We start from the raw sequence: 19,940 nt of genomic DNA, 5'->3' as shown, positions 1-19,940 counted from the left end.
CATATCACTAGGTGGTGGGGGAACGACTCGTTCACCCCCGCTTTTTACATCTTGGTGATGAAAGAGATCACCGGTTTTTCTACCCATACCGCCGGGCAATAGCATCAACTTGTGCACCGTATCCTTCACCGAATAGGTTAAGATGGTTGAGCAAGTGATACAGATTATACAAGTCACGCCGTTCGGTGTAGCCAGGCTCTAGCGGCCAAGCAGCCTGATACGCCGCGTAAAAACGTGATGAGAAGCCACCGAACAGCTCGGTAAATGCTAATTCGGCCTCGCGGTCGCTGTACGAGATAGCCGGGTCGATCAGCACCGGTGTACCGCGAGCAGCGGCGATGACATTACCGCTCCACAAATCGCCGTGGATGAGCGAAGGGCAACGCGGCACGCCGCCAAGCCACTTTTCTAGTCGACTAACGACCCGCTCGAGGGCTTGTCTGCGGTGCGCTGGAAGTAGTCGCTGACGCTCTGCCAGCTCGATCTGCGGCCAGAGGCGTCGTTCCCGGAAGAAGGTGATCCAATCTTGCATCCAGCCATTGTGTTGCGGCGTGCCACCGATAAAGTTGTCGTGATCAAGGCCATACGCCGGCGCCGTACAGCGGTGCAGTGCGGCAAGCTGCTCGCCGAGCCGAACCGGATCGGGAGCGCGTCCATCGCTATCAATCCACTCACTGAGCACAATGGCCGGTTGCGTGATCGTCGCTTCACAGGTGAAGACAACTGCTGGAACGCGAATGGTATTTGTGGCAGCCAGTACCTGTAAGCCACGCGCTTCGGCTGCCACCATCGCTGCCGGTTTACCGCCAGCAGCCCATTTGAGAGCGAACCGTTGATCGCCGATGGTGACGCGCGCTAACTGTGCGCCAAAACTGCCGCCGAGTGGTTCGACGCGATCAATTGGGCTGTCAAGTGCGGCAGTGATCAGGTTTGCAACAGTGACCGGTAACGTTATCATTCCATCACTATCATGCGGTGAGCAGGCTTCGCTGATATGATACACCTTCTGTTTGGACAACATTAACGAAGGGCGGGGGAGAATCCCGCCCTTGTCAATCATCTTAACGTTGCTTAGCGGAGTTTCTGCCCGGTGTACGGGTCATACTTCCACTCACCGGTGGGGTCTTGAGGTGGGGAAGCGGGCAGTTCTTCCTGCGGCATAATAATCCAGAGTACGAGATAGATAAGCGGGCTAAGCCCACTCAACACGGCCAGCACGAAAATCAGGCGGACGATGGTGCTATCAATCCCGAAGTAGCGGGCAAGACCGCCACACACACCGCCAAGCATGCGGTCGGTAGCGCTGCGCGTTAAGCGATTGGTTGTCATCGTTTTTCTCCTCGTGTCACTCCGTTCGACTCCTACCTATACGACGCTGTCGGCAGCATTTTGTTGCAAGTACTACGTTATTGCGAGTTGGCTTATCTCCATAAACTGCTCATTGTCAATTCATCATCTCTTCACAATGGTTGGCTACGGTATAACGTGTCATCACCCGTATTCGTGAGGGTGATCGTCATCAAACCAGCAAACAAATGGAGGAGGTAGGATGAAACGAGCATTACTCGGCAGTTTGGCAGGTGCTGTATTGGCCCTGATCCTGCTCTGGAATCAACCGATACCGGTGCGTGCAGCGCAAACCTCTGTCGTACCGACCGTTGGTGAGACGAGCTACGGACGTGGCGGTGGCTGGCGTGGAATGTGGGTCAGTGTTGGTCAGCTTATCCGGGCGTTGAGCAACCTCACCGGCGTTGATAAAGCGACCATTCAGGCTGAGTTGCAAAACGGGCGTAGTTTGGCGCAGATTGCTGCAGCCAATGGGAGTAGTGGTGATGCGCTCGTGCAAGCGGTAGTTGATACGGCGAAAAGCCGGCTTGATCAAGCGGTCAGCAATGGTCGGCTAACGCAAACCCAAGCCGATCAAATGCTGGCGACGATCCGTGATCGGGCAACAGCGTTGGTAAACGATACGACGTTAGGTTCGCAACTCGGCGCACACGCGGCGAAGGTATCGCAGCGGAGCACATTAGGTTGGCTGATTCAAGCGACTGCCGATCAGACCGGGTTGGATGTGGCGACCATCCGAACTCGGTTGCGCAACGGTGAAACACTGCGAGCAATTGTCACTGGGGCCGGCGCTGATCCGCAGAAGGTGATTGATGCGGCGGTCGATGCCTTCCGGCAAGCGGCGACGGCAGCAATGCAGGAATAGTTGACAAAATCCGCATAGAAACTATACCGAAGAGGTATAATCGGTACAGAGGCGGGTTCATCGAGCGTGAACCCGCCTCGTGATTGAGCACAACGGTTATACCGGAAATGCCATCTTCACGATGCGCGGCAAGATCTCACCGGCCTTGCCGTTGATGGTAAACAATGGTGGCCGAGCAGCCGTTTGCTGTTCGAGGTTCAGAATTAGCACCGTCGCATTACGACTGAGAGCGACGCGCGGGAGGGAAGCAGCCGGCTCGACGACACCCGACGTTCCAATTGACATAAATACATCGCAATCAAGGGTTGCAGACCATGCCGTCTCCAATGCCGTCTGCGGTAGCATCTCGCCGAACCAGACCACATCGGGGCGGAGCAATGCACCGCAGTCCGGGCAATGGGGTAGTTCCTCATCGTAATCCCAAGTCGTATGCAGCGAGCCATCGGCCATACAGCGGGCACGGTGAAGGCTGCCATGGAGTTCGATCACATTGCGGCTACCGGCGCGTTGATGAAGGCCATCGATATTCTGGGTGATGAGCGTAAGCCGAGGAACGCGTTTGTCCAATTCGGCCAGTGCATAATGGGCAGGATTCGGTTGAGCAGCACAGGCTTTGACCCGCCGTTCGGCGTACCAACGCCAAACAAGCGTCGGATTGCGCGCAAACCCGGCTGGTGAAGCGAGTTCTTCGGGATCGAAGTGCGACCACAAGCCGGTTTGCGCATCACGAAAGGTAGGAATCCCACTCTCGGCCGAGATACCGGCTCCGGTCAGGACGGCCACGTGGTGAGCAAGGCGCAAGCGGTTGGCAAAAGCTGTGATCACGGTATCGAGGTTGTCCATTCGTTCCTCCTTATGAGAAATGCAACGGACCACCAGGTGACCATCTCAGACCGGCTTGAAGGCCAAGACAAACTGACAAGCACGTTGATGTTCAAACTTCACATGCCAGACTCCACAGGTCGGTGCGGGGTTACCACCGGCATAGACATGTCCACGCAAATCGATCTGATCGTGGCTGAGTTCAAGTAAAAATGCTCGGATCGGCGAGCCGTGGGTGACAATTCCCACCCGCCGGTACGGCGAATCGGCCAACCCGGCCAACACCTCACGCACGCGCTCACGAACGTGCTCAAACGTCTCGCCGGGGGCATGCTCTTGTACCAGCTTGGTAAAGGTGACCGGTAGACCAAGAGCATCGACCAAGACCTCGGCGGTTTGTGTCGTGCGCGCGAATGGAGAGACCAAGAGATGTTCGACCGCTTTATCGACCAGAAAAGCTGCGACTTGTCGTGCTTCAGCGCGTCCGCGTTCGGACAAATCCGGCCCCGGTGGAGTATGGTATGGAATGGTCGGGTTGTGAACCGGTTGTCCGTGACGAATAAGAAACAGATCGAAAAGCACTGATAATCCTTACACCTTGATGTAGCGACGTTGATCCGGTATGATCTACCATAGTGTACTATAGCTTATTGACGGTCCGAACTGCAACATATACAATTGATGCGGCGTCGGATTCACAGAACGGTGACCGGTTCTGTTCGGAGACAAACAGACGAAGGATTCATCAATGCGGCTGATCCTCTATCTCGGCAAAGGCGGAGTGGGTAAGACCACGACTTCGGCGGCGACAGCAGTACGAGCTGCCGAATTGGGGTATCGCACGCTCGTTGTCAGTACTGATGTCGCGCATAGTTTAGCCGATGCGCTCGATACTCCTCTCGGATCGCTCCCGACACAGATTGGCGAGCGACTGTGGGGACAAGAGATTAACGTGCTTGATGAAGTGCGTCAGCACTGGGGGGAATTGCGGGTCTATTTGAGCAATCTCTTGCGTCGACGTGGTGTTGACGAGGTAGCTGCTGAAGAATTAGCGATCATTCCCGGTATGGAGGAGGTAGTCAGTCTCCTCCACATCCGACGGCAAGCCCGTGAAGGTAATTTCGATGTGGTGATCGTTGATGCAGCTCCGACCGGCGAGACGGTACGTCTGCTGACCATGCCGGAGACGTTTCAGTGGTATGCCGCACGGGTGATGGATTGGGAGCCAACGACGCTGAAAGTCGCGCGTCCACTCGTTAAGCAGTTGGTACCGGCAACCGATGTCTTTGCGAAGCTCGAACGGTTAACGAAGGGGGTTGAGGCGTTACGGGCCACCTTAACCGATCCACAGATCAGTTCATACCGATTGGTCGTTAACCCTGAACGGATGGTGATCAAAGAGGCGCAACGGGCTTCGACCTATCTTGCTCTCTTTGGGTATCCGGTTGATGGTGTTGTCCTCAACCGGGTATTGCCGGTCGATCAGGTCGAAGGCGAATTTATGAAGGAGCTGGCCCGCATCCAACAGGGCTATCGACAAATGGTGTATGACCTCTTCCGACCATTGCCGATCTGGGAAAGCCCATACTATGCCCGTGATCTGGCCGGCATTGACGATCTCGCGATGGTTGGTCGGCAACTATTCGGCGATGATGATCCGGTGAAGGTGCATTTTATTGGGAAAACGCAAGAGATTGTCAAACAGGGTGATGAATATGTCTTGCGTTTGCCGTTGCCACACGTTGAGATCGGCAAAGTCTCAATGACGAAGCGCGGTGATGAGCTGTTCATCGAGATCGGTAATTTCCGTCGCGACATGTTGTTGCCGACAACGCTGGCCGAACGACCGGCGCGGCGAGCCTATTTTCGCAATGGTGTGCTCGAAGTCTTCTTTGGCCCGCCGGAGACATTGCCGCTGACGAACGATGATAAAGATACGGAAGCGGAGGCGGCAGCCTCATGAAGACTGACGCCGCTATTGCCATTATTGGGGTGCCGCTTGATCTGGGGGCTGGTCGGCGCGGGGTTGATATGGGGCCGAGCGCAATTCGTTATGCCGGTCTCAGTCGCCGGCTTGCCGAGTTAGGCTATCAGGTAATCGATTACGGTAATCTGGTAACACCGATGGTCGAGACCATACCGTTGCCACCACCCGACGTGCGGTTACGCTATCTCGAACCGATTACCGAGGTATGTGAACGGTTGGCCGATCAGGTTGCTAAGGTGGTTCAGCAAGGCATAACCCCGCTTATCCTCGGCGGTGATCACAGTCTTACCATTGGTTCGGCCAGTGGTAGCGCGCGGGGACGACGGCTTGGGTTGCTGTGGATCGACGCGCACGCCGATTTTAACGATGAACATACGACACCGAGCGGTAATATTCACGGTATGCCGCTGGCCGTGCTGACCGGACGTGGGCATCCACGGTTGACCGGATTGGCCGGTTGCGTGCCGGCGTTTGATCCGGCCCACGTCGCGTTGGTCGCAGTACGCGATCTCGATCCGCTTGAGCGCGAAGCGCTACGTGCCTCGCCAATTTCTGTCTTCACAATGCACGATATTGACCGACGCGGGATGGCGGCGGTGATGGAACAGGCGCTGACAGTCGTCACGACTGCTCCTGATGGCTTTCACCTCAGTTTTGACCTCGACGTTGTTGATCCACGTACCGCACCCGGTGTCGGTACGCCGGTGAGTGGCGGTATTTCGCGACGCGAAGCGCATCTGGCAATGGAGCTGATCGCCGAATGTGGTGCGTTACGGAGTCTCGATGTCGTCGAAGTGAACCCCATTCTCGATGAACGCAATGCTACCGCCGAGCTGGCCGTCGAATTGGTGTTGTCGGCGTTAGGCAAGCGGATTTTGTAAAGCTCCACCCTGCAATTGCCACGTGTATTCACCTTCCGTCTCAGTACGCATAATTGGTTCCCCATGTTATAATTGCGAATACAACGAAATATTCGGTGGGTGACATGAGGTGGTATGATGTACAATCGGCGGGTGAGCGGTATTCTTCTACATCCTGCGGCGTTACCGGGCGCGGGCGGGATTGGTGATATTGGCGATGCAGCCTATCGGTTTATCGATTGGTTAGTGGTAGCAAAACAGCGGCGTTGGCAGATCATGCCGTTGGGACCGACGAGCTACGGCGATTCACCGTATGCCGGATTATCGGCATTAGCCGGCAATCCACTGCTCATCGCGCTTGAGCAGCTCGTCCGGGCGGGTTGGTTGGACGAACGTGCCCTGACCGATGCACCGGGGGCGTATGGCGATTGGATCGATTACGGGGCAGTCATTCCGTGGAAGATGGCGCGGCTTGAGTGGGCGTTTGGCGGGTTCCGTGCGCACGCCAATGCCGAACAGCGGGCGGCGTTTGCCGAGTTTTGTGCCGAGCATGCGTCGTGGCTCGATACATTTACCCTCTTTGCTGCGTTGAAAGAGGCCTACCGCGGTGAGCCGTGGAACCGCTGGGATACGGCCCTGGCCCGGCGTGAACCGGCGGCGCTGGCCGAGGCGCGTCGCCAATTGGCCGAGCGCGTGTATTTTCAGCAGTTTTTGCAGTGGGTTTTCTTTACGCATTGGACGGCGTTACGTCGCTACGCCAACGAGCGCGGTGTGCAGATCATCGGTGACTTGCCTATCTTTGTTGCCTTTGACAGTGCTGATGTTTGGGCCAACCCCGATATTTTTCATCTCGATGCTGAAGGCAACCCAACGGTGGTCGCCGGCGTACCACCAGACTACTTTAGTCCAACGGGTCAGCGTTGGGGAAATCCGCTGTACCGCTGGGATGTGTTAGCCGAACGCAGATACGATTGGTGGATCGAACGGTTTCGTCTCCTCTTTCGTCTCGTTGACATCGTGCGGATCGATCATTTTCGCGGGTTTGCGGCGTACTGGGAAATCCCAGCGCATGCAGCGACGGCAATGGAGGGGCGTTGGGTGGCCGGCCCTGGGGAAGCGTTGTTTGCTGAAGTACGTGCGCAGTTGGGACCGTTGCCGATCATCGCCGAAGACCTGGGCTTGATCACACCTGACGTTGATCTGCTGCGGCGACAGCTTGGTTTTCCTGGTATGGCGGTATTGCAATTTGCATGGGGCGGTGACGCCAGCAGCAATTATTTGCCGCACAACTATACTCGTGATCTGGTCGTGTATACCGGTACGCACGACAACGATACCACCGTAGGTTGGTGGTCAACTCTCGATGAGCACACACGACAGCACGTGCGTAACTACCTCGGTGCGCGCGATGAGACGATTGCGTGGGATTTCATCAGAGCAGCGCTGATGTCGGTTGCTGATACGGCTATCATTCCGATGCAAGATGTACTGGGGTTAGGCTCGTGGGCACGGCTCAATTTACCGGGACGGGCAGAGGGCAACTGGGCATGGCGAATGCGGCCTGAGCAGCTCAATTTCGATCAAGCGTACCATCTGGCGTATCTGACGTCACTGTACGGGCGAGAGCCGTTGGTAGTGGCCGAATAAGATATGATCCAAAAGCGCAGCCAACCCGGCGGGTGGTGGCTGTGCTCTTGGTGGACGATCTTGGGTATCATTCGAGATAGCCGAACAATCGGTTGCCGACGCTCGGATGGCGCAAGCGGCGGAGGGCTTCGGCCTCGATCTGGCGTGTGCGCTCGCGGGTAATGCCAAACGTAGCACCAACCTCTTCGAGAGTGCGTCGCTGACCATCGAGTAAACCGTAGCGCAACTGTAAAATCTTGCGTTCGCGTTCGGGTAGCTCGTTGAGCGCCGCATTCAGTTCAGCTTGCAGCATATTCTGCTCGGCTATCTCCATCGGTGAAGCGGCGGCCTCGTCGGCGAGGGTCTCGCTCATCCGACCCTCTTGATCGGCATTAAGCGGTTGTTCGAGCGAGATCGGTTGGGTTGAAGCGCGCAACAACCGCTTGACCTTCCGTAGGCTCATGTTCAGCGCATGTGCTAGCTCTTCGGGGGTCGGTTCGCGTTCAAGCTCTTGTTCGAGACGGTAAATGGCACGACGCAAATGAACAATCGACTCGCTGAGGTGTACGGGCAAGCGAATCAGACGGCTTTGTTCGGCGATGGCACGCGTCACCGCCTGCCGAATCCACCATGTGGCATATGTACTAAATCGATTGCCTTTGGTGTAATCAAATTTCTCAACCGCCCGCATCAGACCGATGTTACCCTCTTGGACTAAATCCATGAAGGCCATCGGGCTACCGATATATTTCTTCGCCACACTGACCACAAGACGCAAGTTAGCCTGAATCAAGCGCCGACGTGCCTCTTCACCACGGGCCTGCTCGATTTCGAGCCGCATCCGCTCGCGGTCATTTGCGTAATCTTCGTTTTGCAGACGCTGACGGGCCTCTTTGCCGCGACGGTACTGCCGGGCCAGCTCTACCTCCTCTTCGGCGGTAAGGAGGGGAACTTGCCCGATCTCCTGTAGGTAAAGCTGGACCGAATCTTCGACCGGCTCGATATCGACATCGATCTCATCGCTGAGGTCTTCAAGCGACTCAACGAGTGCTTCATCCTCGGCTCCGAGTTCAACATCGCCATCCCACTCAGCATCGAATTCGGCATCCTCAGCGGTCTCTTCCGGTTCAATTTCACCGTCGGCAAGGTGATGATTCTGAGGGAAGGCTTTCACGGCAGTACTCCTTGGCTCCGGTCGGATGGGTACGACGCGGCCGGTTGTGCTCTGAGAGGCGTCGATTGTTCTTTATCTAGATATACGCCTCTTCAAAGATTTCGGATGAGTATATTTTCGATCTTTGCACAGATTTTGTCAAGATATTGAAAAGACTAATTTGACACCAATTTGCGTGCGTGGGCATCAATCGTCTGGCCGGTCTGGCTCCGCGGTGGCAGACCGGCGAGTTCAACAATCGTTGGGCCAATCTCATCGGGGCTGAGCAAGCCAGTCCGTACTTCGGGCACAGTTGTGCGCACCAGATGGGTGTCGGCGAAACCGCCGGGATGAACAAGATTGACGTTAATGCCAAAACGGCGCAGATCCTTGGCCATCACCCGTGCTAAGCCGTCGACACCTGCTTTAGCGGCGTAGTAAACGGCAAAACCGGGCACAGCAATCCGTTCGAGTGGCGCTCCGATGATAATGATGTTACCGCCACCTGCCTCGACCATGTGTGGGATCACGGCGCGTGCGCTGAGAAAAACGCCTTTGAGCAACGTATCGACCACTTCATCCCATTGCGCTTCACTTGTTTCGTAGATCGGCGCGCGCAGACCGATGCCGGCGGCTGCGACCAGAACGCGGATGGGACCAAAACGAGCACGGGCCTGGGCGACGGCCTGTTCAAGCTGGTAACTATCACGGACATCGGCGGTTAATCCTAATCCTTGTTGTCCGCTCTCTTCGATCAGCCAGGCGGTTTCGGTGACTTCGTCGGCACTGCGCGCGATGACCGTGACCGCAGCGCCGGCGCGGGCCAGTGCCAGTGCGCTAGCGCGGCCTAAGCCCCGTCCACCGCCGGTTACAAAGGCATGAACGCCGTTGAGAGTCATGGTGTTACTCCTCTGTTTGAATTTTGTAAAGCTTTTGCACACCTACTTTGTTATACCACATGTTACGTAAGTGGGTGGTTCATGGATGGGTGGTTGACAAATAACGGGCTACGATCGTAGCGGTGGCAGTATTCTGGGGTATAATGCAAGCGTTTTCAGCCTATTCTGGAACCGATACTACAAATAAGCCACGAGAGTGCTGCTATGTTGCTTGATGATTTGCCACTGCCGACGGCCTATGCCCCCGATGATGGTCCGGTTCAATGCAACCGGCGATGGTTGGAATGGCGTGATGTTACCGAACCGCCGGTCGATCTCGTTACCGCGTGTGCGCAGGTAGTGGCGTGGGAAGCGTCGGATGTGGCAGCAGCCCGTGAATGGATTGCATTACTTACGCCTGATGATCCGCCATTACAGTTGGGAGCGCCGTTGCGCTCTGATCGATCAAAGTATGTTCAGGTATTGATTCGTCGCAGTGGATCGGCATTGGTCGCGCAGCTTGTAGATGTGACGTCGTTGCTCGATGGACAGCGGGCGGCAGAGCGGCGACTTGAAACGATACTGGGGGCATTGGATAGTTTAGAGGAAGGCTTTCTGTTGCTTGACACTGAAGATCGGATCGTTATGTGCAACCGACGCTACCGGGAGTTATACGCTATTAGTGCCGATCTGATTGTGCCGGGGCGACCTTTTGCGGAATTTATTAGGTTGGGTGCTGAGCGCGGCCAATACGCCGATGCAATTGGGCGGGTTGACGAGTGGGTGGCCGAGCGGTTGCGGTTGCATGCCGAGTTGGCTCCGATTGAGCAGCGTCTTGCCGATGGACGTTGGATTCGGATCGTCGAGCGGCGGACTGCGGATGGTGGGGCTGTCGGTTTGCGGATCGATATTACCGATATTAAGCAAGCCGAAGAGTTGCGTCGGCAGTTGGTGGTCAGGGAAGAGGTGATTGCGGCACAGGCAGCGTTGTTGGCCGAACTCTCGACGCCGTTGCTCGAAGTGGCGGAACGGGTGTTGTTGGCACCGATGATCGGGGCATTTGACAGTACGCGGGTGGAGAGTTTGATAGAGATGCTGTTGCGAACGGTTCAACAGTGGCGTGCACGGGTTGTCGTGCTCGATGTGACAGGTGTTCCTGTGATCGATACGCAGGTGGCACACGCGATATTGCAGTGTGCGGTTTCGATCCGTTTGTTGGGGGCGCAGTTGGTGCTTACCGGTATTCGACCTGATGTCGCGCAAACGCTCGTTGCGTTGGGGGTTGATTTGAGTACGATTGTGACACGGGCTGACTTGCGGGATGGGATACGCTATGCGTTGCGGAGTCAGGGGTAGGAGGGATACGGATCGGAGGGGACACGGATGGGACTGATGCGACGGATTGGCACGGATCGGAGGTGTGATCCGTGTTCATCCGTCTGATCCGTATCATCCGTGTACATTGTAAGCGAGGGGACACGGATGGGACTGATGCGACGGGTTAGTACGGATCAGAGCGTGATCCGTGTTCACTCATCTGATCCGTCTTATCCGTATGCGCTTTATCATCCGTGTGCCCATCGGAATGCTCACTCGCGGGGCATCCAGCTTTACACATTGGTATACTCAAACGATACCCAACCCCACGCACACAGGTTATAATTTCGGTATGTTTACTATTGCGATTGAGTTTGGTTTGTAAGTAATACATACGTCCGCGTACCAGTTTTCTGGCGTGGTCTTCAGACAAATGATTCAGGTAAAACAGATCGATCAGGTCTCGATAGGTGTAAATATGACCTTTTGTAAGGGTAAGATACTGTAACACGCTCAACTCTTCTTGATTCAAGAACACATCTCGATCACAGAAGCGGGCAATTTGGCGTGTACTATCAATCTCAAACATGCTACACGGTCTTTCGCAGAGGCGTCTGCTCTGCTCCGAGGGTGACAGTACCTTATGAGGCAAGTGGTGCGTAGCTAAAAAGGATTGTAAGGCATCTTGGGGCGGAAGATAGGGTAAACAGATCATCCGCGATGCAACGGTGTCGGGAAGATCAGGCAAGGGTAATAGCGTGTTTCCACTCAGAACGAGTCGCTGATGTGGGCTAAGGGTTGTCAAGAGTGTGTGAAAATCTTGCCATAGATCGCTTAAAAGCTCGGTGTTAACAATGCAGAGGTGTACTCTCGGATCGTGGAGATAGTATATAAGTGAAGTCAAACTATCGGTGGCCAGTAATGGCCATGTCCATTGATAAAGGAGTTCACTCAAGACGACACGTTCCTTGGTGTCGTGATCGAGAATAAGGGCAACTGTTGGGTACATAGGGAGAGCGTTTCATAGGTGCGAGAAGAGAATTGTCGCGCCGTATTATATGCGATAGTTGAAAAATTGGCAAATCATCTTATCACTGATTTATATACATATATAGATTCTAAAATATTTCTTTATTTATACCAAAAAACTATGACCATCTGGTTCAGCGATCTATTGAGCACAGCAGCGCGGACAGGCGGTAGAGAAACCCTGCGCACCATCAACAAAAAAAGTTGAGACGTTCGATGACAACGTCTCAACCACAACCATACCTTTGCCCATGCGAATACTGAGTGCTATTACACCTTACGTTCAATCACAAAGTGTGCAATATCGATTAACGCCTGGCGAGCCGGACCAGGTGGGAAGATGTCGAGATGAGCGATTGCCTGCTCGATATAGCGTTCCGCTTCGGTTTGGGCGGCAGCCACCCCACCAACCGCAATGACTTCACGAATAACCTCACTCACAAGAGGATCAGGTGGCGGATTGTGCATCAAAACCTCGCGTAGAAGGGGGTTCGGCGATACAGCCGTCGCATAGATAAGCGGTAAGGTAATCGTTCCTTGCCGCAGATCATTACCCGCCGGCTTTCCCAGTATGCGTTCATCGCCGATAAAATCGAGTACATCATCGATGATCTGAAACGCCATACCGAGATCGTAGCCATACTGACCCAAGGCAATGATCTGATCATCACTACCACCGCCGGAAACCATCCCAGCTTTACATGCCGCTTCAAACAACACCGCCGTTTTCGCTCCGGTCTTGTACAGATACTGGCGCAGAGCACGGTCGAGCGGCTCGGCGACGGTAACGGGGCTTAATTCACCCTCGCAAATGGTTTGCACTGCTTCGGCGTAGAATGTAATAATACGCGGGTCAGGACTTCGCGCCATTTCAGCAGCAGCGAGCGCAAAGAAATAGTCACCGACCATCAGCGCAACATCGTTATCCCAGCGGGCGTGGACGGTGATTTGACCACGACGGCGATTCGCTTGATCGACTAAATCGTCGTGAACGAGCGAGGCGGCGTGGATGAGTTCGGCGGCGGCGGCTGGATGTATCACGCGGTTGAGCTGGTAATAGCCAAGCCGCGCGGCTAAGACGGCGAGCGCCGCGCGAAGCCGTTTGCCGCCGGAGCGTACAGTGTGGGCGCCGGCAGCACTAATGACGGCAACTCGTGAATGGGTTAATTCAAGGAGCCGCTGCTCGATTGCGCCGAGATCGGCCAAAATACCGGCTCGGTGGAAGATACCGGCCAAGCCACCGGCCGTTTGTGGTGGTAGTTCGCCGGTATTGTAGCTGCTATGAGTTGTTGGTATGCGCGCCTCAGGCAGCGAAACCGATCCCGACGGGTTAAGATGCGGTTGGTAGCCGGCCATGCGGCTGTTCCTTCCTAGGATCGCCGAACCGGTCTGGCGCCGGAGGCGACGACGATCCGATGACTGTGACGTGCATGTGCCAGAGCAACAAGGTGAAGTCGTTCACCTTGTGATATTCGCCACAATCCCAACTATAACATAACTAATATGTATGTCAAGCATGTTTGTATTATTCAATATAACTCTACCATAAGTTGCCGAAAAATGCACGGAAGAAAACCAAGGTACTGTCTGCCGATGCGTGATAATCGCACCGATGTACGTCGCTTGAAAGAGATGTGTATAATAGGGAATGAGCATCTTCGTACATCACCGGATTGTGAGGCATCCGATCGGCGGTGATGTACGTATTATGATACAAGAGGTTGGTAGTGGCCCAGCCCCACGATGCGGCTCGGTTAGCCCGTTTAAGCGATGAAACTTTGATGGAGCTGGTAGCGGCCGGTGATAGTGCAGCGCTCGCTCAGCTTTACGATCGGCATGCGCGAGTCGTTTACGGTTTAGCGTTGAGAATGTTAGGAGCTGCTGAGCCGGCTGAAGAGGTTGTGCAAGAAACCTTCTGGCGGGTTTGGAAGCGGGCGGCTACGTTTCAGATGCAAGGCGCCTTCTTGCCATGGATGTTCGGGATTGCCCGCAATCTTTGCATTGATGAGTTGCGACGGCGGCAAGTTCGCCCGATGACATCTGGTGCGAGTGAGGAGTTGTTGACGTCTCTACCTGACCAGATGCAGAATGTCGAGCAGTCGACGCTTGAAGCGGAACGTCGTCGGCTGATTTCCCACGCCTTGGCTGATTTGCCGCCGGATCAGCGTGAAGTTATTGAGTTGGCTTATTTTGGTGGGCTGTCGCAGCGCGAGATTGCCGAGCATTTACAAAGTCCTCTCGGAACCATCAAGACACGGATTCGGCTTGGTTTGCAGAAATTGAAGCAAGCGTTGCTTCACTACGGCATAGATGCTCACGATCACCAGGAATGTTAATGAATGATGGACTCCTCTGAGCAAGAGCAGACTGACGCCCTGCTGGCAGCAGCGGCATTGGGTAGTCTCGATCCTGCCGATCTGGCTGCACTCGAGCAGGTATTGGCAATGTCGCCCACTGCTCGGGCTGAGTTACAACAGTTGCGTGAAACGGTCGCGCTGTTGCCATACGCGGCTGCGCCGGCCGAGCCGCCTTCCCATGTGCGTGATCGGCTAATGGCCCGGATTGCTGCTGATCAAGCGCAGCGAATGCCTCCAACGCGCTCACCGCGGCCTGCGGGCTGGTTGGTACCTACAATCTTGACGGTGTTGGTCGTGGTGATCATCGGCTTAGGTGGGTTGACACTGACCTTGCAACGACAAGTAGCAACCCTTGCGGCGAACAATCAGCAGTTACTGACGGCGATCGGTGAATTACAACAAGCTGTTGCTGCCGGAGAGGCACAACAGGCGCAGTTGAGTAGGCAACTGGCCCGTTATGAGCAGCAGATCGCTCGCTTGAACGAGCAAATCGCGCAAGAGCGATTACTCGTCTCGTTTGTGAGTGCCCCTGGTGTCGCTACCCGCGAACTGCACCCTACACGGGCGGGTTTGGCGGCGCGTGGCGAGATGTATATGTATCCCGGTGAATCTCAGGCGGTGGTCGTGTTTAGTGGTTTGCCGCCGTTACAACCGGATCGCGTCTATCGGTTTTGGCTGAGCGATGGTACCCAGCGGATCGCGGCCGGTACCGTTCAGGTGGATGCTGCCGGGTTTGCAACGCTGATCGTGACTGCACCGCGAGAGGTGAATGCGTTCACCGAGGTGATGGTGACGGTAGAACCGGCGACCAATGCATCTCCGGGCGAAGGTGAGGTCATCTTGAGCGGGACGCTGTAATGGGATTGGTGACGAGTTGCGCGTCACCACACTCGCACGATAAAACCCGCCCACAATGGGCGGGTTCTTTACTGGCGACTCCGAGTGGGCTCGAACCACCAACCTTCAGCTCCGGAGGCTGACGCTCTATCCAGTTGAGCTACGGAGTCTTTCCATTTCAGAGTATACTCGATCATAGGCAGTCTGTCAACGTGAGGAGGTAGATGTGCAACGGCTGAGACGAGTGTTAGGGTGGATCGGGCTGGTGATCGGGATCGCTATCGTCGGGGTTATCCTGAGCATTCCGCTCGATGCGGTAATCGGAAGTGGGCGGGTGGAGGAGCTAACCAATGTTACGATTCCCGGCCCCGCCGGCCCGATCCGGGCCTTTGTCGCCGAGCCGTCTACTCCCGGCCCGCATCCGGCCGTGATCATGATCCACGAATGGTGGGGGTTACGACCTGACATCATCGAAAAGGCGACCGCACTCGCCGCCGACGGCTACGTGGTCGTCGCCCCCGATACCTTCCGTGGTGCGAGTACGACGTGGATCCCACGCGCGATCTATCAGGTTTCGACAACACCACCCGAACAGGTGCAAGCCGATCTCGATGCGGTGTTCGCGTGGCTGACGGCGCGACCCGATGTGTTGGCAGATCGGATCGCCGTGATCGGTTTTTGCTATGGTGGCCGCACGTCGCTGCTCTACACCTTGCACAACCCAGCGGTAGCGGCGACCGGCATCTTCTACGGCATGGCGGAAGTTGATCCTGAGGCGTTGCGCCAGATTCGCGGCCCGGTGCTGGGCATTTTCGGCGGGGCCGATGCCTCTATTCCGCTGAGTGAAGTAGAACGACTCGAACGCGATCTGCGCGTCGCCGGAGTGACGACGCGCTTTGTTGTTTTTCCCGATCAGCCACACGCTTTTGTTGGTGGCATCGACTCGATCAACGCCGGTGGTGCTCCCGGTGAGGCATGGCACGTGCTGCGCACGTTCCTCGCCGAGACGTTGTTGGGTAGGTCACAGTCGTACCCTCGCTTCCCACAAGGATCGGTTGCGCAGCATGTGACGCTGTTCGGTGTGCTCCATCATCGTTTCGTGTGTGGGTGGTAGGGGTCGTCGGTGAAAAAAACCTCTTGACAAAGTTGTGGTGCGTGGTACAATTTTAGTAGTTCGGAAGTAAACAACTATGATAGATACAAATCTGCTAGAACAATTAACGGCGCTGGGGCTAACCGAGTACGAAGCACGGGTCTATTTGGCATTGCTAACCGACTATCCGGCCACCGGCTATCAGATCAGCAAGCTGGCCGGTGTGCCGCGGTCGATGGTCTACGAAGCGTTGGGGCGATTAGAGGCGCGGGGTGTCGTTCTCAAGTCGGTTGAAGAGAAGGCGACGTTGTATCGCCCGATTTCACCGGCCATTTTGCTCGACCGGTACGAGCGTGAAGCACATGAGCGGGCCGAGACGTTGCGAAACCAGCTCATACCGCTCTTTCGGCACGAGGAGAATGACCGCTTATGGAACTTTAGCGGGCGACGTGAGGCGTTAACGGCAGCGCGTGATCTGATCGAAGGTGCTGAGCGTGAGTTGATGTTAGTACTGACTGACGCCGATGTTGAAGCGCTCTATCCGGCGTTGGCTGCCGCCCATGCGCGCGGAGTTGCGCTGGGGGTGATACTCACCGGTACAGCTCCCTTTTCTTTCGGTCAGGTGGTACGCCATCCCAAACGTGAAACCGAACTGCATGGTATGGTCGAAACGCTCATCGTGGTCGCCGATGAGCGAGAGTTTCTGATCGCTTCCGGCCATCTGGCGACGACGGCTACGGTCACCACCAACCGCAACATGGTTTTGATCGCGCGCCAATTTATCTGGATGGAGTTGTTTGCGCAGCGCATCTTTGCCCGATTAGGCGAAGACCTACTCGCCCGTCTCGATCCAGAAGATCGACAAGTTTTGCATTCGTAGCTCGGTTACGTTACCCGGCGGCAGAGAGGAGATTGTCATGACAACTATATCGAACACGGCACCCCGGCAGCGCCTGACGCTGCTGCTCAACGACGAGATCCTCGAACCGGCCTTTGTCGCTTTGACCCTGATCGGTATTGTCACTGGTCTGATACTGGAAGGATCGGGTGCGCCGGAGTCGATCACGCTGGCCGCCCACCTGGCGACCTATTTCTTTGGCAGCTTTTACGCCGTGCGCGCTATCATTGCATCGCTACGCCATTGGTCGATTGAAGTTGACCTGTTGATGGTATTGGCAGCGCTCGGTGCGGGCTATTTAGGCGATTTTACCGAAGGTGCGATTCTACTCTTTCTCTTTTCGTTGAGCAATGTGTTGCAAGCCTATGCAATGCGTCGTACCGAGCAGGCGATTACCGCGCTGATGCAGTTGCGCCCGGATATGGTGACGGTTCGTCGTGATGGGCGTGAACTCGATCTGCCGGTTGAGGCAGTGCAAGTGGGCGATGTGGTGGTGCTCCGCCCCGGTGACCGAGTGCCGCTCGATGGTGTGATTGAACGGGGTAGTGGTTCATTTGACGAATCGGCGCTGACCGGTGAGTCAATGCCGGTGCAAAAAGGTCCGGGGATGGCAGTGTTGGCCGGCACGCTCAACCAGACCGGTGCGTTGGAAGTTCGGGTAACCAAGCCGGCCAGCGAGAGTACGTTGGCCCATATTATCACGATGGTGAGTGAAGCACAAGCGCGCAAGGCGCGGTCGCAGAGCTTTCTTGAATATTTTGAGCAGCGGTATGCAATCGGCGTGATCGTCGCGGTGATTTTGTTTATCCTTGCCGTACCGGCGCTAACCGGAGCCGACTTTACCGATACGTTCTACCGCGGAATGGTGCTCCTCACGGTTGCTTCGCCGTGTGCGTTGGTGATCAGTGTGCCGGCTTCGTTGCTGAGCGCGATTGCAGCCGGGGCGTGGCGTGGGGTGCTGTTCAAGGGTGGAGTGCATCTTGAGGAATTGAGCAAGGTACGGGTGATCGCTTTCGATAAGACCGGCACGTTGACCTTTGGCAAACCGACGATGACCGATCTTGTGCCGATGAATGGGGTGGACGAAGCCGATCTATTGGCGATTGTTGCCCGTGCCGAGCAACCTTCAGAGCACCCAATTGCGCGTGCCATTTTGCAAGCCGCCGAAGAACGCGGGATCACGGTTGCGCCACCCGAGCAGTTTACGGCTGTGACCGGGATGGGTGTGCGTGCGATGTGGGAAGGGGTTGAGACACTGGTCGGTTCGCCGCACTTGTTTGCCGAGGCCGGGGTGGTTGTGCCGCCGGAGTTGTCGGTGCGGGCCGATGAGCTAATGGCGCAAGGGCGCGGGAGTGTGTTGTTCGTTCGGCGTGGCGAGCAGTGGTTGGGATTGATAGCGGTGATGGATCGCGAACGGCCCGATGCAGCCCAACGCATTGCCGAGTTGCGTGCTGCCGGTATTGAGCGGATCGTGATGCTGACCGGCGATAATCCACAGGTGGCGGAAGCGATGGCGCGCCGGCTGGGTGTGGACGAGGTGCATGCCGGCCTGTTGCCCGCCGATAAGCTGCGTATCGTTGAGCAGTTACGCCAGCGTTACGGTGGTGTGGCGATGGTCGGCGACGGTGTGAATGACGCACCGGCGTTGGCGGCGGCGACGGTGGGAATTGCAATGGGGGCTGCCGGTACCGATGCGGCACTCGAAACCGCCGATCTGGTCTTGATGCGCGACGACTTAAGCGCGATCACCTACGCGCTGCGCCTCAGCCGCCGCACACAGCAGGTCGTCTGGCAAAATATTATCTTTGCGCTGGCGGTTGTGGTCGTGTTGGTAACAACAACATTGACGGTGGGTGTGCCGTTGCCACTCGGTGTGGTCGGTCACGAGGGGAGCACAATTATCGTGGTGCTCAACGGGTTACGGTTGCTGCTGTTCCGGTAGGAAAGTCCATAATCCATAATCTAGGACTCTTGTCACTCTGGCATACTATCCTTGTTGCCTGTTACCATGCTGCATAGCGTGGTCGAGGTTCAGGAGGGTGGTATGCCTACTTGTATCCGCACCGTTAGTTCGGTGGTGCTAAGCCTCTTGTTAATGGCGATCCCTGTGCCGCCTGCGTCGCCGAATGCACAGGGCGATATTGTTCAGTAGAACTCACCAACGATGCGACTCAGCAACGACGGGATCAATTGGACGGAATGGATGTCGTATCAATCTAGCATCGCATAGACATTAGACTCAGGGAATGGGGTACAGACTGTTATTGTGGAGATCCGAAATGGCTCAACAGTCTATCAGCAAAGTGATTCAATAATGTCATTTCGAGCGTAGCGAGCAATCTTCCTCACTCCTTCCCCACGTTAGGATTGCTCGGGCACTGGCGTGCCCTCGAAATGACAAAGGGGGACGCCTCTGCGCCACGTTAAGATTGCTCGGGCACTGGCGTGCCCTCGAAATGACAAAGGGGGACGCCCCTTCCCCACGTTAGGATTGCTCGGGCACTGGCGTGCCCTCGAAATGACAGTGGGGGGCAGTACTATTTGTCATTTCGAGCGCAGCGAGAAATCTTCCTCACTCTTCCCCACGTTAGGATTGCTCGGGCACTGGCGTGCCCTCGAAATGACAAAGGGGGCGTGCGAGCGCAGTACTATCTCATGTCCGAACCTTGGTTTTCGGCAGCCCACTTGGGAGTCCGGTATTGACGTTTTATTGTTAACTTGGGTGTCCTAATCTCAATCTCCGAACCTCAGTCATGATAGATTGACAAATCCTCGCTTCAGGCGTATAGTAATGAAGCCTATTGGGCACCGGTTAGACACGATGAGGAACGGAACCGCTATGGATAGTAGTCATTCTGGCCAGCGGCAGAG

Annotated in this window: 18 protein-coding genes and 1 tRNA gene; 10 read left to right on the top strand and 9 right to left on the bottom strand. The window is 55.8% G+C overall.

Translation table 11 applies throughout. The features are described from left to right. Positions 1 to 79 precede the first annotated feature (79 nt). Both AC01ZF_RS05095 and AC01ZF_RS05090 read right to left on the bottom strand, forming a co-directional pair. A complete protein-coding gene (locus tag AC01ZF_RS05095; RefSeq protein WP_424676787.1) occupies positions 80 to 1,060 on the bottom strand; it encodes a fructosamine kinase family protein in 981 nt (326 codons plus the stop codon). A gap of 11 nt (positions 1,061 to 1,071) precedes the next feature. Beyond that, on the bottom strand, positions 1,072 to 1,329 hold the full coding sequence (locus AC01ZF_RS05090; protein ID WP_424676786.1) for a PspC domain-containing protein: 258 nt from the start codon (positions 1,327 to 1,329) through the stop codon (positions 1,072 to 1,074). A gap of 220 nt (positions 1,330 to 1,549) precedes the next feature. On the opposite strand from AC01ZF_RS05090, the gene AC01ZF_RS05085 reads away from it, so the two are divergent. After that, the gene (locus AC01ZF_RS05085; RefSeq protein WP_424676785.1) at positions 1,550 to 2,212 is read left to right on the top strand and encodes a hypothetical protein; all 663 of its coding nucleotides are present in this window, start codon (positions 1,550 to 1,552) and stop codon (positions 2,210 to 2,212) included. Between the two features lie 96 nt (positions 2,213 to 2,308). Here the strand turns inward: AC01ZF_RS05085 and AC01ZF_RS05080 are convergent, their stop codons facing one another. Both AC01ZF_RS05080 and AC01ZF_RS05075 read right to left on the bottom strand, forming a co-directional pair. After that, positions 2,309 to 3,055 (bottom strand): SIR2 family NAD-dependent protein deacylase, encoded by a 747-nt coding sequence (locus AC01ZF_RS05080; RefSeq protein WP_476575176.1) that lies wholly within the window; start codon positions 3,053 to 3,055, stop codon positions 2,309 to 2,311. 45 nt (positions 3,056 to 3,100) lie between these two features. Further along, the gene (locus tag AC01ZF_RS05075; protein ID WP_428113219.1) at positions 3,101 to 3,616 is read right to left on the bottom strand and encodes a histidine phosphatase family protein; all 516 of its coding nucleotides are present in this window, start codon (positions 3,614 to 3,616) and stop codon (positions 3,101 to 3,103) included. A gap of 166 nt (positions 3,617 to 3,782) precedes the next feature. Here AC01ZF_RS05075 and AC01ZF_RS05070 point away from each other — a divergent pair, with 166 nt between their 5' ends. From AC01ZF_RS05070 to malQ, 3 genes are all read left to right on the top strand, one after another. After that, positions 3,783 to 4,997 carry an ArsA family ATPase gene (locus tag AC01ZF_RS05070; protein WP_424676782.1) on the top strand — a complete coding sequence of 405 codons (1,215 nt, stop codon included), beginning with the start codon at positions 3,783 to 3,785 and terminating at the stop codon, positions 4,995 to 4,997. After that, positions 4,994 to 5,902: an arginase gene (rocF, locus tag AC01ZF_RS05065; protein ID WP_424676781.1), complete on the top strand. Its 909-nt coding sequence runs from the start codon at positions 4,994 to 4,996 to the stop codon at positions 5,900 to 5,902. Before AC01ZF_RS05070 ends, rocF begins: the two co-directional genes overlap by 4 nt. Before the next feature lie 117 nt (positions 5,903 to 6,019). Next, complete coding sequence (malQ, locus tag AC01ZF_RS05060) at positions 6,020 to 7,528, top strand: 4-alpha-glucanotransferase (protein WP_428113239.1); 1,509 nt, start codon at positions 6,020 to 6,022, stop codon at positions 7,526 to 7,528. A 67-nt stretch (positions 7,529 to 7,595) separates the two neighbouring features. On the opposite strand, the gene AC01ZF_RS05055 is transcribed toward malQ, so the two are convergent. After that, positions 7,596 to 8,681, bottom strand: a complete 1,086-nt coding sequence (locus tag AC01ZF_RS05055; RefSeq protein ID WP_424676780.1) for a sigma-70 family RNA polymerase sigma factor — start codon at positions 8,679 to 8,681, stop codon at positions 7,596 to 7,598. Positions 8,682 to 8,836: 155 nt separating this feature from the next. Beyond that, positions 8,837 to 9,559, bottom strand: a complete 723-nt coding sequence (locus tag AC01ZF_RS05050) for an SDR family NAD(P)-dependent oxidoreductase (protein ID WP_428113223.1) — start codon at positions 9,557 to 9,559, stop codon at positions 8,837 to 8,839. 204 nt (positions 9,560 to 9,763) lie between these two features. Between AC01ZF_RS05050 and AC01ZF_RS05045 the strand changes: the two genes are divergently transcribed. Next, entirely contained in the window at positions 9,764 to 10,894 is a 1,131-nt protein-coding gene (locus AC01ZF_RS05045; RefSeq protein ID WP_424676778.1) for a PAS-domain containing protein, read from the top strand. Positions 10,895 to 11,039: 145 nt separating this feature from the next. Here the strand turns inward: AC01ZF_RS05045 and AC01ZF_RS05040 are convergent, their stop codons facing one another. Together AC01ZF_RS05040 and AC01ZF_RS05035 are read right to left on the bottom strand one after the other, a co-directional pair. Beyond that, positions 11,040 to 11,444, bottom strand: a complete 405-nt coding sequence (locus tag AC01ZF_RS05040; protein ID WP_424676777.1) for a winged helix-turn-helix domain-containing protein — start codon at positions 11,442 to 11,444, stop codon at positions 11,040 to 11,042. Between the two features lie 710 nt (positions 11,445 to 12,154). Then, entirely contained in the window at positions 12,155 to 13,240 is a 1,086-nt protein-coding gene (locus tag AC01ZF_RS05035; protein ID WP_476575175.1) for a polyprenyl synthetase family protein, read from the bottom strand. Between the two features lie 371 nt (positions 13,241 to 13,611). Between AC01ZF_RS05035 and AC01ZF_RS05030 the strand changes: the two genes are divergently transcribed. Together AC01ZF_RS05030 and AC01ZF_RS05025 are read left to right on the top strand one after the other, a co-directional pair. Further along, positions 13,612 to 14,220: an RNA polymerase sigma factor gene (locus tag AC01ZF_RS05030; protein WP_424676775.1), complete on the top strand. Its 609-nt coding sequence runs from the start codon at positions 13,612 to 13,614 to the stop codon at positions 14,218 to 14,220. 3 nt (positions 14,221 to 14,223) lie between these two features. Next, on the top strand, positions 14,224 to 15,099 hold the full coding sequence (locus AC01ZF_RS05025; protein ID WP_424676774.1) for an anti-sigma factor: 876 nt from the start codon (positions 14,224 to 14,226) through the stop codon (positions 15,097 to 15,099). Positions 15,100 to 15,171: 72 nt separating this feature from the next. Here the strand turns inward: AC01ZF_RS05025 and AC01ZF_RS05020 are convergent. Next, a tRNA-Arg gene (locus AC01ZF_RS05020) sits at positions 15,172 to 15,248 on the bottom strand. Between the two features lie 56 nt (positions 15,249 to 15,304). Between AC01ZF_RS05020 and AC01ZF_RS05015 the strand changes: the two genes are divergently transcribed. The 3 genes from AC01ZF_RS05015 to AC01ZF_RS05005 all read left to right on the top strand — a co-directional run bounded on the left by AC01ZF_RS05015 (position 15,305) and on the right by AC01ZF_RS05005 (position 19,011). Next, positions 15,305 to 16,192 (top strand): dienelactone hydrolase family protein, encoded by an 888-nt coding sequence (locus AC01ZF_RS05015; protein WP_424676773.1) that lies wholly within the window; start codon positions 15,305 to 15,307, stop codon positions 16,190 to 16,192. Positions 16,193 to 16,268: 76 nt separating this feature from the next. Continuing rightward, entirely contained in the window at positions 16,269 to 17,051 is a 783-nt protein-coding gene (locus AC01ZF_RS05010) for a TrmB family transcriptional regulator (RefSeq protein ID WP_424676772.1), read from the top strand. Between the two features lie 37 nt (positions 17,052 to 17,088). Further along, positions 17,089 to 19,011 (top strand): heavy metal translocating P-type ATPase, encoded by a 1,923-nt coding sequence (locus AC01ZF_RS05005; protein ID WP_476575174.1) that lies wholly within the window; start codon positions 17,089 to 17,091, stop codon positions 19,009 to 19,011. Positions 19,012 to 19,940 lie beyond the last annotated feature (929 nt).

This window comes from Chloroflexus sp., from assembly GCF_056331925.1.
The sequence above is the reverse complement of the archived record's forward strand: the minus strand, read 5'-3'. Positions and strand labels throughout refer to the sequence as shown.